Annotated in this window: 12 protein-coding genes; 6 read left to right on the top strand and 6 right to left on the bottom strand. The window is 57.2% G+C overall.

Going from position 1 to position 12,838, the window contains the following annotated elements:
* Positions 1 to 169 precede the first annotated feature (169 nt).
* The 5 genes from IMQ33_RS16425 to IMQ33_RS16445 are packed head-to-tail and all read left to right on the top strand — an operon-like array spanning position 170 to position 5,152.
* Positions 170 to 1,738: an ABC transporter substrate-binding protein gene (locus IMQ33_RS16425; protein WP_024529419.1), complete on the top strand. Its 1,569-nt coding sequence runs from the start codon at positions 170 to 172 to the stop codon at positions 1,736 to 1,738.
* Positions 1,739 to 1,749: 11 nt separating this feature from the next.
* Positions 1,750 to 2,802 (top strand): ABC transporter permease, encoded by a 1,053-nt coding sequence (locus IMQ33_RS16430; protein WP_161712729.1) that lies wholly within the window; start codon positions 1,750 to 1,752, stop codon positions 2,800 to 2,802.
* Complete coding sequence (locus tag IMQ33_RS16435; RefSeq protein ID WP_024483417.1) at positions 2,799 to 3,620, top strand: ABC transporter permease; 822 nt, start codon at positions 2,799 to 2,801, stop codon at positions 3,618 to 3,620. The genes IMQ33_RS16430 and IMQ33_RS16435 overlap by 4 nt, the downstream gene beginning before the upstream one ends.
* Entirely contained in the window at positions 3,613 to 4,449 is an 837-nt protein-coding gene (locus IMQ33_RS16440) for an ABC transporter ATP-binding protein (RefSeq protein WP_098928944.1), read from the top strand. Before IMQ33_RS16435 ends, IMQ33_RS16440 begins: the two co-directional genes overlap by 8 nt.
* The gene (locus tag IMQ33_RS16445) at positions 4,436 to 5,152 is read left to right on the top strand and encodes an ABC transporter ATP-binding protein (RefSeq protein ID WP_196062150.1); all 717 of its coding nucleotides are present in this window, start codon (positions 4,436 to 4,438) and stop codon (positions 5,150 to 5,152) included. The genes IMQ33_RS16440 and IMQ33_RS16445 overlap by 14 nt, the downstream gene beginning before the upstream one ends.
* Here the strand turns inward: IMQ33_RS16445 and IMQ33_RS16450 are convergent.
* The 6 genes from IMQ33_RS16450 to IMQ33_RS16475 all read right to left on the bottom strand — a co-directional run bounded on the left by IMQ33_RS16450 (position 5,149) and on the right by IMQ33_RS16475 (position 11,123).
* On the bottom strand, positions 5,149 to 5,763 hold the full coding sequence (locus IMQ33_RS16450; RefSeq protein ID WP_196062149.1) for a 2-dehydro-3-deoxy-6-phosphogalactonate aldolase: 615 nt from the start codon (positions 5,761 to 5,763) through the stop codon (positions 5,149 to 5,151). The two genes, IMQ33_RS16445 and IMQ33_RS16450, sit on opposite strands and share 4 nt — an antisense overlap.
* The gene (locus IMQ33_RS16455) at positions 5,750 to 6,664 is read right to left on the bottom strand and encodes a 2-dehydro-3-deoxygalactonokinase (protein ID WP_196062148.1); all 915 of its coding nucleotides are present in this window, start codon (positions 6,662 to 6,664) and stop codon (positions 5,750 to 5,752) included. The genes IMQ33_RS16450 and IMQ33_RS16455 overlap by 14 nt, the downstream gene beginning before the upstream one ends.
* 73 nt (positions 6,665 to 6,737) lie before the next feature.
* Entirely contained in the window at positions 6,738 to 8,225 is a 1,488-nt protein-coding gene (locus tag IMQ33_RS16460) for a sodium:solute symporter family protein (RefSeq protein ID WP_196062147.1), read from the bottom strand.
* A 133-nt stretch (positions 8,226 to 8,358) separates the two neighbouring features.
* Positions 8,359 to 8,757: a RidA family protein gene (locus tag IMQ33_RS16465; protein ID WP_065684307.1), complete on the bottom strand. Its 399-nt coding sequence runs from the start codon at positions 8,755 to 8,757 to the stop codon at positions 8,359 to 8,361.
* 23 nt (positions 8,758 to 8,780) lie between these two features.
* Positions 8,781 to 10,220 (bottom strand): amidohydrolase family protein, encoded by a 1,440-nt coding sequence (locus IMQ33_RS16470; protein WP_065684306.1) that lies wholly within the window; start codon positions 10,218 to 10,220, stop codon positions 8,781 to 8,783.
* Between the two features lie 39 nt (positions 10,221 to 10,259).
* Positions 10,260 to 11,123, bottom strand: a complete 864-nt coding sequence (locus IMQ33_RS16475; RefSeq protein ID WP_196062146.1) for a MurR/RpiR family transcriptional regulator — start codon at positions 11,121 to 11,123, stop codon at positions 10,260 to 10,262.
* A gap of 193 nt (positions 11,124 to 11,316) precedes the next feature.
* On the opposite strand from IMQ33_RS16475, the gene IMQ33_RS16480 reads away from it, so the two are divergent.
* Positions 11,317 to 12,558, top strand: coding sequence for an amino acid deaminase (locus IMQ33_RS16480; RefSeq protein WP_196062145.1), 1,242 nt, complete (start codon positions 11,317 to 11,319; stop codon positions 12,556 to 12,558).
* The last annotated feature ends 280 nt before the right edge of the window (positions 12,559 to 12,838 follow it).

The raw sequence follows: 12,838 nt of genomic DNA on the forward strand, positions 1-12,838 counted from the left end.
CCCTTCTGGTTCTATAGTCTTTTTCGTCATATCAAATAACTTCTTGGCCTTTGCCTGTTTTTTACCAACGTTCTACCGTGGCATTCTGGCGGCAGAAATGCCGTAAAAAACTAATGAGAACAACCTCTTCTCCGTTCTGGTTTACCGGCACATTTAAGGGAAAACGTCTATGAAAGCCAAAGTCTTGCCGCTGTTTATTCTTGCCGCCCTCTCCACGACCGCACTGGCTGCCACGCCGCCAAATACGCTGGTAGTGGTGCAGTCACTGGACGATATCGTCAGCCTGGATCCGGCTGAGGCCAATGAGCTTTCCAGCATCCAGACCGTCCCCAGCCTCTATCAGCGTCTGGTGCAGGCCGATCGTGACAATCCGGCCAAGGTGATCCCGGTGCTGGCGGAAAGTTGGCAGGATGATGCCGCCGCCAAGACCCTGACGGTCAAGCTGCGCCCACAGGCAGCGTTTTCCTCCGGTAACCCGTTGACTGCAGACGACGTGATTTTTTCTTATACCCGCGCAGTGAAGATGAACAAGTCACCGGCGTTTATCCTCAACGTGCTCGGCTGGCAGCCGGACAATATCGAACAACAGCTGAAAAAGATCGACGAGCATACCGTGCAACTGAGCTGGACGGCAGACGTCAGCCCGGCGGTTGCCCTGAATATCCTCTCGACGCCGATCGCCTCAATCGTCGACAGCAAAGCCGTGCAGCCTAACGTGAAGGGTGATGACTTCGGCAACGCCTGGTTGAAGATGCACTCTGCGGGCAGCGGCCCGTTCAAGATGCGGGTTTACCAGCCACATCAGGCGATCGTGCTGGACGCCAACCCAACCTCACCGGGCGATAAGCCACTGCTGAGCAATATCATTATCAAGAACGTGCCAGACCCAAGCGCGCGCCGCCTGCTGATCCAGCAAGGGGATGCCGACGTGGCGCGTGAACTCGGCCCGGATCAAACCGCCGCGCTGAAAAGCCAGGCGGGCGTGAAGGTGCTGGAAATCCCTTCCGCCGAGCAAAACTATCTGGTGTTCAACACCGGTAATACCGCCAACCCGCTGCTGAAGAACCCGGCCTTCTGGGAAGCAGCTCGCTATCTGGTGGATTATCAGGGCATCACCAAAGATCTGCTGAAAGGGCAATACTTCGTCCATCAGAGCTTCCTGCCGGTCGGCCTGCCGGGAGCGCTGGAAGATAATCCGTTCAGCTTCGATCCGGCCAAGGCCAAGGCGATCCTGGAAAAAGCCGGGATCACCAACGCCAGCCTGACGCTGGACGTGGAAAACAAACCGCCGTTTATCACCATCGCCCAGTCGTTACAGGCCAGCTTTGCCCAAGGTGGCGTGAAGCTCGATCTGTTGCCTGCCGCCGGTAGCCAGGTCTATGCCCGCGTACGCGCCAAGCAGCATCAGGCGGCGATCCGCCTGTGGATCCCGGATTACTTCGATGCGCACTCCAATGCCAGCGCTTTCGCCTATAACGACGGCAAAAGCAGCACGGTAGCCGGGCTGAACAGTTGGCAGATCCCTGAGCTAAGCAAACAAACGCTGGCAGCGGTCGCAGAGGCCGATCCGGCCAAACGCACTGCGCTCTATACCGCTATGCAACAGGAATTGCAGCGCAGTTCACCGTATGTGTTTATCGATCAGGCCAAAACGCAGGTGGTGCTGCGCGATAACGTCAAAGGCTATCAACAGGGCCTGAATGCAGATATGGTCTATTACGATCGCGTTAGCAAATAATCAGGATTGCCATGTCGGTAGCAATAAAATCTACGCCGGGAAGCCGTTCCCGGCGTCGTCTTTGGGGATTGGCGCAGGGGCTGCTCACGCTGGCGCTGACCCTGTTCGGCCTGTTGTTGATCACCTTCCTGCTGTCTGCCCTGTCGCCGGTGGATCGCGTGTTGCAGATCGTCGGCGATCACGCCAGCGCCGCCACCTATGAGCAGGTAAAACAGCAGCTTGGCCTGGATCGCTCTTTGCCGGTGCAGTTCTGGCACTATCTGGAGCGGCTGGCCCATGGCGATCTCGGCACCGCCAGCGCCACCGGCCAACCGGTATTGCAGGATCTGCTGCATGCCTTCCCGGCCACGTTGGAATTGGCCACGCTGTCGTTGGTGATTGGAGCCCCGCTCGGCGTGCTGGCTGGTGTATTGTGCGCGCGTTTTGCCGGCAGCAAGCTGGACATCGGCGTGCGCTTTATTACCCTGCTCGGCAATTCGGTGCCCATCTTCTGGCTGGGGCTGCTGATGCTGTTGCTGTTCTACGCCAAACTACAGTGGAGCGCCGGGCCGGGGCGGTTAGACGATATCTACCAATACACCGTCGAGGCCAAAACCGGCTTCGCGCTGATCGACACCTGGCTTTCCGGCGATACGGGGGCCGTGCGCAATGCGTTGGCACATCTGGTGCTGCCGGTTTGCCTGCTGGCCTATTATTCGTTAGCCAGCATTACCCGCCTAACCCGCTCCGCCTGCCTGAGCGAATTGAATAAAGAGTACATCACCCTGGCGCGTGCCAAAGGGGCCAGCGAAATGCGCATCATGTTCCGCCACGTGCTGCCCAACATCAGCGGCACCCTGCTGACGGTGATCGCGCTTGCCTATACCAGCATGCTAGAGGGAGCGGTTCTGACCGAAACCGTGTTCTCCTGGCCGGGCATTGGCCGCTATCTGACCACCGCGCTGTTTGCCGGGGACACCACCGCCATCATGGGCGGCACGCTGCTGATCGGCCTGTGCTTTGTGATTATCAACAATCTCACCGACCTGCTGGTGCGCTTGCTCGATCCGAGGGCGCGCCAATGACCATGACGCTGCTTAAACGCTCACCTTCCGCCACCTGCGGAGCCACCATCCTGCTGTTACTGGTGCTGATAGCGCTGTTTGCGCCTTGGTTGGCACCGGTCGATCCCAACTGGCAGAACGCTGCCAACCGCCTATTACCGCCGGGAGCTGGCCATTGGCTCGGCACCGACAGCTATGGCCGCGACGTCCTTTCCCGCCTGATCTACGGCACCCGGCCAACCCTTGGGCTGGTGCTGCTGGTCACGGCCATCACCCTGCCGCTCGGCCTGCTGATTGGCGTGCTATCCGGCTATTACGGCGGCTGGCTGGAGCGCGTGCTGATGCGCTTTACCGACGTGGTCATGTCGATGCCACGGCTGATCCTGGCCTTCGCCTTTGTGGCGATGCTCGGCCCTGGGCTGGTTAATGGCGCGCTGGCGTTGGCGCTCACCACCTGGCCCGCCTATGCCCGCCAGGCCAGAGCCGAGATCCAACTACTGCGTAAAAGCGACTACCTGGCCGCCGCCGAGATGATGGGCATTCAGGGGCCGCGCCTGCTATGGGGCCATATTCTGCCCATGTGCCTGCCCTCTGCCGTCGTCCGGCTAGCATTGGATCTGGCGGGGATTATTCTGGCCGCCGCCGGTCTGGGATTCCTGGGGCTGGGTGCCCGACCGCCAATGGCGGAATGGGGATCGATGGTAGCCGACGGGATGCAGGTGATCTTCGATCAGTGGTGGATCGCAGCGATCCCTGGCTGTGCGATCCTGATCAGCAGCCTGGCGTTTAACCTGCTGGGCGACGGCCTGCGCGACTTATTGGATCCGCATCATGACTGAACCACTGCTGACAGCACAGAACCTGAATATCGAATTTAACGGCCACAAGGTGGTGGATAGCCTTTCTTTCAGCATTGGCCGGGAGAAAGTGGCGCTGGTGGGGGAATCAGGTTCCGGCAAATCCATGACCGCCCGCGCCCTGATGGGGCTGGTACGTAAGCCGGGCATCGTCACCGCCGATAAGCTGCACTATCGTGAGACAGATTTACTGAAGCTTCAGCCACGTCAATGGAACGAGGTACGCGGCGCCAAAATCGCCATGGTGCTGCAAGATCCGCGCTACGCATTGAATCCGGTACGCAGCATCGGTAAACAGATCGAAGAATCCCTGGTACTGCACAACGCACTAACCCGGGCCGATCGCCATGAGCGGGTGCTGAACTCACTGGCCGCCGTCGGCTTGCCGGAGAGCCTCTATCACAGCTACCCCGGCCAGCTTTCCGGCGGTATGGGGCAACGCGCCATGTTGGCGATTGCGCTGGTCAACGATCCGCAACTGCTGATCGCCGATGAGCCAACCTCGGCGCTGGATGCCAGATTACGTAATCAGATCCTCGATCTGATCGTCGAACAAACCACGCGGCGTAACATGGGGCTGTTGCTGATCAGCCATGATCTGCCGCTGGTGGCTGAACGTTGCGACCGGGTATTGGTGATGTATCAGGGCAAGCTGGTGGATCAGGGGATCGCGGCCAACCTGCCGCTAGCCACCCATCCTTACACCCGCACGCTGTGGGCCTGCCGCCCCAATGCCAGCACCTACGGCCAGGATCTGCCGGTGCTGGATCGCAGCATCGATTTTACCCGGAGCGAACATGGCGCTGATTGAAATTGAAAATTTGCAGGTCAGCTTCCCGCAGGGCAACGGCCATAAGATCGCCGTGGAGTCAGTGAGCTTTGGCGTTGAGGCGGGGGAAACCTTCAGCCTGATTGGCGCTTCCGGCTGTGGCAAGTCCACTGTGCTGCGCGTGCTGGCCGGTTTGCAACGTGAATGGCATGGAGAAATACGCTTGCTCGGCCAGCCTCTGCAACCACAGCAACGCTTCACCGGCCAATTACGCCGCGAGGTGCAGATGGTGTTTCAAGATCCCTATGCTTCGTTACATCCGCAGCATCAGATTGCCCGTACGCTGGGTGAACCGTTGAAGATCCACGGTGAGAAACACATTACGGCGCGGATCGACGAAGCCTTGCGGCAGGTAGGGCTGAGCGCGGCCACGGCACAGCGCTATCCCCACCAGCTTTCAGGCGGCCAACGCCAGCGCGTCGCTATCGCCCGTGCCCTGCTGTTGCGGCCTAAGCTGCTGCTCTTGGATGAACCCACTTCGGCGCTGGATATGTCGGTGCAGGCGGAGATCCTCAACCTGCTCAACCACCTCAAACGCGAGCATGGCATGACCTACTTGCTGGTCAGCCATGACGGTGACGTGATTGCCCACATGTCCGAACGCGCCGCCCTGATGGAGAACGGCCACATCGTGCAGCATTACGACCGGTCTGCCTTACAGGCCGGTGAGCATATGCGGGATTAAGCGCTAGCAGCACGCCAGGCGGCGGCAAAACGCTGAGCCTTTTGCAGGGTTTCCTCTGCCGTTTGGCCCGCCCGATACAAATCCGATCCCAATCCCGCCCCGCGATACCCTGCCGCCAAATACTCAGCCAGGTTATCCGGGGTGATGCCACCTACCGCAAACAGCTGGGTCGTTTTAGGCAGCACGCTCACCAATGCGCGTACATAGTCCACACCCATAATTGCCGCAGGGAACACCTTCACGATATCCGCTCCAGCCTCCAAGGCGGCAAATACTTCGCTGGGCGTCATAGCACCTATGCAGGTAGTCAATCCAGCCGCTTTAGCACGGCTGATCAGCACCGGATTGGTGTTCGGCGTTACCATCAGCGGCGCGCCGCTGGCAATCAACGCATCCAGCTTAGCGTCATCAATCACCGTTCCAGCCCCGATATGCGCCTTGCTGCCATAATGCCGCTGTAATAACTCCACGCTTTCCTGCCAGCGCGGCGAGTTGGTCGGCACTTCAATCATCTCAAACCCGGCGGCGAGCAGGCCGCTGGCATGTTCCAGCACCTCTTCTGGGGTGATCCCACGTAATATCGCCACCAGTGGCAATTTATAAGGCTGCATAAATCCTCCTGAATCCGTTCAACATTGCGGTTTGCGCATCGATTACCGTGGCCTGACGCCCTGCTAATTGGCAGGCGGTAAGATAATGGCCGGTCAGCGGGGCATCCCCCACCAGCGCCAAGGTGCTGCTGGTTGGCCAGTGGCGGGCCAGTTGCGCCAGTTCTTCGCCAATCAGCGCCCCCGAAAGCCACGAGGCCACCGCTTCCGGCGCCATATAGCCCAGGAGACGGCGCGAACGGGCATAGAACAGGCGATTAATCAGCCCTTCGTTGCTTTGCAGCGTCTCTTCCACACCCTGGCTAAATGCCGATGAATCAAACGCCCCTTCACTTGGCAGCCCTTTACCTAAAAGGCTGTGCTGTAACAACAGTTGGTAGAGCTCGCCAGTCATCGCCGTGCTAAAGCTTTCGATGGTGATTGCCGCTTCACTACGCAGTGGTTTCACCCATTTGCTGTGGGTGCCGGGGAACAGATAGATATCCACCTGTAAGCAGGCCATAGCGCCTAACAGTTGCACCTCTTCACCGCGCATCACGTTGGCCCGCTCTTTGTGGCGCAACGCCAGGCCGGGTCTTAGCCACAGCTTAATGGGCAACGATGTGGGCACCGGGATGCATCCCTCAGCAATTGCATTTATCTCCAATGGCAAGGCCTGATAGCCGCTGTCCAGCCAACCGCTGTCGCTGCCAATCATGCCCGCCATCAATACCGGCGCCTGCTGCGCCACAATCCACTCCCACCAGGGTGCCAGCAGCGTTCGCAACACCGCCTCGTGCTGCCCGTTCCCCACAAACTTGATCCCTTGCGGGGTGCTCTGCCGTGCCGTGCACTCTCCGTTTTCTATCCGCCAGGCGCGTAGCTGGCTGGAGCCCCAATCAACGGCGACATAATCGGCCTTCATGCTGTACCTCTGGTCCACGAATTACGGGTTATCTTAACGGGCGCAGCATGCAGCGCCCCTACGTAGCAAGTCATCAGTCGCGGGCGACCACCGGTTTTTTGCCTAATGGAATCTTGATGGCTGGGCGGTTTTCCCGCTCACGGGTGATCATGTCCAGCGCTTCCTCGCGGCTCATTTGATTGGCTGGGGTCAGCAGCGTGACCACCACGGCGGCGAGCAGGCTGAACATCACGGATGGGAAGCAAGGGTTGCCCCAGAAGGCCAGCCAACTGCTGTTCATCAACACCGTCATCGAGGTGGCCGCTCCGCCGATCAGTGCGGCAATCGCGCCTTGCCAGTTAAAACGGTGCCAGAAACGCCCGAGGATCGAGCAGATAAACAGGCCAGACATGATCATTGAGATCATCTTGGTGATATAGCCAATGATGTCGTTAGAAGTCAGGGCAAACACCAACGCCAAAGCGATCACCAGCACCAGGAAGATGCGAGAAAGACGGATCGCGTGCTGCTCTTGCGGCATACGCCCGGTAAACAAGGTATAGAGATCGCGCAGGATAATAGAGACCCCTGCGATGGCATCTGAGCTGCCAGACGACATATTCGCCGACATCCCTGCCACCAGGATCGCCATAGCGATAACGTGAGGCAGCACCTGAGTGCCAAACAGGAAAGCAAAACCGCTGTTTTCCAGATTCAGGTTCATCGTCCAGACCGCCATGCCGATGATGGCAGGCAAGAAGGAGAAGAACAGATACAGGATGCCGGTAATGGTAAATGACTGACGCACAGAAGAAACGGTCTTGGCCGAGTAGATGCGCTGACGATAGGAAGGCGTGGCCAGCACGCCCACGCCGATCACCAATGCCAGGGAGAACGCAGGCAAAATACCCAGCTTATCGATGGCAAACAGGCTTTGTGCCGCAGGGTCAACCGCCTGTTTAATATTTTCCCAACCGCCAACGTGTTGCACCGCCAGCACGGCCATTAAAATAAAACCGAGGAATAATACAATCGACTGCACCGTATCGATCCATACCACGGCAGAATAGCCGCCAATCCCCACATAAACCACGAAGGCCAAGGCAATAATCACTTTAGCAACGTTAATATCAATCCCGCTGGCCCAAGCCAAATACAATCCGCCCCCTAAAATATGGGCACCCAGCCAACCAATGGAGGCGACAAATATCAGCAAAGCCACCACATTTTTAACTATTTTACTGCCGCCGGTATAATAAGAGATCTCTTCACTCATGGTCATAAAGCGCATTTTTCTGACCGGTGCAAACAGCCAAGCAACCAATAAGATGCCAATCGCCCCGCCAATACCGTAGAGCATCCCGGCCCAACCGTTGAGATAGCCGAAGCCCACTGCACCTACGCTGGAGCCCGTACCAACCATGGTCCCCACCGTTGAACCCAGCGTCAGAAACATCGGCAAAGAGCGGCCGCCCAGCAGGAAATCATCACCGTTTTTTTGGTGGCGTGAAACATACCAGCCAAGAATAATCATGGCCAGGGCATAGACGGCAAACCATATAAGGAAAGATAAATTATTCATCGCTCACGTCCTGTCAGTGTAGGGTACTGGTAAAATAAAATTAGAGAAATAGCGTTCCGTCACCTGATATATATCAGGCATTTGTTATTAGGGTGGCTAAACCACCCTATATATTTATTTTTTAGAAGGACTATTATTTGTTGATGCGTGCAGCGTTATAACAGGTAATATCCACTTCAACTTTACAATCCACCACCAGATCGGCCACGGCACAAATACGTGCTGGTGGATGCTCAGCAAAGAATTCGCTGAACACTTTATTGAACGACTGGAAATAACGCGCGTCGGTCAGGATCACCTTTACGTGAACCACGTCTTTCAGCTCATAACCGGCCTCAACCATGATATCCAGGCAGTTTTGGATCGCTAACCGCGACTGATCGACAATGCCGCCTTCAACCACTTCACCGTTTTTCATCGGCGTCTGGCCGGAAATATACAACCAGCCACCGGCTTCTACCGCACGGGAAAAGGGCAGGTGTTGTCCACCGGTGCCGGTAGCGCCTGCTGCGCCGTAGCGTTTAATCGTCATGTGTTCTCCTTATCAATAGCAATCTATTTACCTTGGCGGCAGATAAACCGCCCGGCACGCTGGCCAGTTACGGCCTGCCGCTCATAACTTTTCACGCCGTTCACCCACACCGCCTCAATCCCCTCGGCGGGCTGCTGCGGCTGGCTGAACGTCGCGCTGTCTTTCACTTTATCCGCATCAAACAAGACCAGATCGGCGTAATAACCGGCTTTAACCAAGCCGCGCAACGGCAATTGGTAACGGGCCGCCGACATCCCGCTCATCTTGTGCACCGCCATCGTCAGCGGAAACAGCCCTTGCTCACGGCAGTAATATCCCAACACTCGCGGAAAGGCTCCCCACAGGCGGGGATGCGGCATCGGATCGTTGGGCAAACCATCCGAACCGACCATGGTGACCGGGTAGCTTAGCACCCGCCGCACATCCTGCTCGTCCATGTTGTAGTAGATCGCCCCGGCTGGCATCAGACGTTTACCTGCGCTGTGGATATCCGTCTGCCAAAGTTGGGCAATCTCCTGTAGCGACTTGCCCGCCATTTCCGGATGCGGCTCTGACCAGGTGATATTGATCGCAAACTCATCGGTGATCTGTTTCATATCCAGCGTCGATGAGCTGGCCGAATAGGGGTAACAGTCGCAGGAAACATCCTGGCTCTGGCGCACCTGGTCAAACAGCTTCAGCGTTTCTTTGGTGCGGCCCCAATTGCTGGCACCGGCGCATTTGTGGTGGGAAATCACCACCGGTACTTTACCGTGGCGGCCGATGCGGAAGGCTTCATCCATCGCTTCTAAAATGGGTTCAAACTCGGAACGCAGGTGGGTGGTATAGATCCCCTGCTCTGCCGCCAGTTCTTCCGCCAGCGCCATCACCTCTTCGGTAGGGGCGGCAAAGGCCGTGGCATAGGCCAAACCGGTGCTTAAACCCAACGCCCCCTGCTGCAACGCTACGCGCAGCTGTGCACGCATGCCGTCGATCTCCTGCGGGCTGGCAGCTTGATACAAATCGCTCATCTGGTTATTACGCAACATGGTGTGACCCACCAGCGTCGCCACGTTTACCGCAGGGCAAACCTCGGTCACTTTCTGCCGATAGGCTGCTACGGTCGGGTAGACAAAGTGGGCCTTTTCACCCAGCAGGTTCATCGGGTCTGGCACCCGATCGTTAATCATCGCCCCCGCCGCACTGATGCCGCAGTTACCGACAATCACCGTGGTGACCCCCTGCGAGATTTTGGGCAACATCTCCGGCATGCGGATCACGTTGGTATCATCGTGGGTGTGGACATCGATAAACCCTGGCGACAATACGCGGCCAGTGCCGTCGATCACGACCTGGGCCTCGGCGTTAATCGCGGGTGCAATGGCTGCGATGCGATCGCCCTGCACCGCCACGTCGGCCCGATATTGCGGGCCGCCACTGCCGTCTACCACGGTGACATTCTTGAACAAATACTGATACTGCATGCGTCTTAGCCCTTCTGGTTGTCGCAGGGGTGACATCATCTAGTCACCTAACGGTTGCCGATTAGCCCCCCCGCGATGGCTGTCTAGCGCCAGTTTGATGCGCCGCAGCCGATCCCTGGATTGGCGTTTATTCGCCATTGCCAACTCGGTGGCCAGCACGTCCACCATTGCCAACATGGCATAGCGCGAGGTGCTGGGTTTATAAATGTAATCATTCTCACGCACCACCAGGCCGAGCAGCACATCGGCCTGCATGGCCAGCGGCGTGTCCGGCGGGGCAATCGCGACCACTTTGGCACCGTATTGCCGGGCGATCGCCGCACTCTCCACCACTTCCTGGGTATAACCCCCCAGCGACAACGCGATCACCACGTCGTTCTTGCTGACCGCAGCGGCCATCATGCGCACCAACAACCCATCGCTCTGAGCAATCACCGGCAGCCCCAGGCGGAACAGACGGTGTTGCACTTCAGCCGCGCAGATGGTGGAGCCACCGCCCATGCCAATCGCCAGGATTTGGCGTGCGCCGCTTAACCAGTCGACAGCTTTGGCCAACGCCGATTCATCAATGGCCCGGCGGTTGATGTTCAGCACATTGATGATGGTTTCATAAATGCCCTGGATACCTTCCAGATCCGGTTCTTCGTGAATAAAGCGCTGCCCCACCGCCAGTGACTGGGCCAGCTTCACCTTCAGGTCACGCACGTCTTTGCAGCCTACGGCCTTGGCAAAGCGGGTGATCGAAGCCTGGCTGACCTCTGCCTGCCGGGCGAACTCGGCAATCGGCAGAGCCGTTACCGCCGCGACGTCGTCCAGAATGAACTGGGCAATGCGCTTTTCCGTGCCGCTCAATTCGATAAATCGTTCGGTAATGCGCGAGATGATGTCGATCTCAATACTCATGACCCAACCTCATAGTGGTTAAATTCTGCCATTTACAAGCTGCTAAAACAGTGGAAGACTACACAAAAAGCAGATCTAAAACTGATACTTTGTACCCAAAATAGCTAAATAAATTTTTATACTATATTTAAATCATATAGTTAAATATAGACACCAACATCTAAAACAAGATAGAACAGCCAAGGATAATGTTATGAAATACCAAAATAACGCTGCAATCAGCCACAAAGCGGCCATGATGTTCCAGGCTGCGGACGGTACCGCCAACCTGCTGCATGAAGACGTCTGCCTACCGGCCTGCGCCATCAAACGTTCTAGCCTGGAAAACAACATGGCCTGGATGCAAAACTATGCCGATGCGCGCGGCGTTTCCCTGGCCCCTCACGGTAAAACCACCATGACACCCTGGATTTTCCAACGCCAGCTGGCGCACGGTGCCTGGGCGATTGGCGTCGGATCGGCCTGGCAGGCCAAAGTGGCAATGGAAGCCGGTTTGCCACGGGTGCTGATGGCCAATCAGTTGGTGGGCAAAGCCAACATGCAGTTAATCAGCGAACTCAAGGAACAGCATTCGGCCACCACGTTTTATTGCTGCGTGGACAGCCTCAGCAACGCCCTGGCTCTGGACGAGTTTTTCCGTGGCCGTGGGCAAACGCTGGATATTCTGCTGGAGCTGGGCGTACCCGGCGGGCGTTGCGGTTGCCGCAGCGTGGCACAGGCGCAACAGTTGGCTCAGGAGATCTCTACGCTGCCGGGCTTATGCCTGAGAGGCATCGAGTTGTATGAGGGAGTGATGCACGGTGCTGATGCCCAACAGAAGATCGAACTGTTCCTGCGTGAAGCCGCCGGTTTGTTGCGTGAATTACACCAGCAGCAACGTTTTGGCGAGGAAGAGATGATCCTGACCGGAGCTGGCTCCTCCTGGTACGACGTAGTGTGCAACATCTGGGGCAGCGAAAGCCTGCCGGACAACTGCCGGGTGGTGATCAGGCCTGGCTGCTACATCACCCACGACCAAGGTATCTATCAGGAAGCGCAAAACGCCGTGCTGGCGCGCGATAGCTATGCCTGCGATTTGGCCGGTGAGTTAACCTCTGCCTTGGAGCTGGTGGCGCTGGTGCAGTCCGTGCCGGAGCCGGGCCGTCTCATCGTAAACTTTGGCAAGCGTGATGCGGCCTTCGATGCCGGTCTGCCACAGCCGATCGCCCATTATCGCAATGGTCTACCGCAGGAAGGCGGCACCACGGGCTTAACCACTATCGGCATCATGGACCAACACGCCATGCTGACCTGCCCAGCAGATAGCAACGTTCAGGTGGGGGATATTCTGGTATTTGCCACCTCGCATCCGTGCCTGACGTTTGATAAATGGAAAACGCTGTTTTTGATCGACGACCAGTACAACGTGATCGAACAGTTGGACACCGCGTTCTGATCGCGGCGGTAATCACCAAGCCAATCGATTGCGAAATCGCAAAAAGTGGTGTTTTTACCCTTGCAGAGAAAAAAAGCGCGAGTATAATGCGCGACAATTTGCCAGGAGAAAGCATGAAAAACGACCTTTGTTTTGTTCGCCACACTCGACAAAACCGCCAGCCAATCGGCGGGCAACTGCCGTTATTTCCCCTGTTGCATGAACCATCATTTAAAGCCCCTCGTTGAGGGGCTTTTTTTTGTCCAAAGCATTGCTATTACATTGAAAAGCCCCGCGCCAA

Source organism: Serratia sp. Res13-Sevr-LER1-36-b (assembly GCF_015673035.1).
GTDB lineage: Bacteria > Pseudomonadota > Gammaproteobacteria > Enterobacterales > Enterobacteriaceae > Chania > Chania fonticola_C.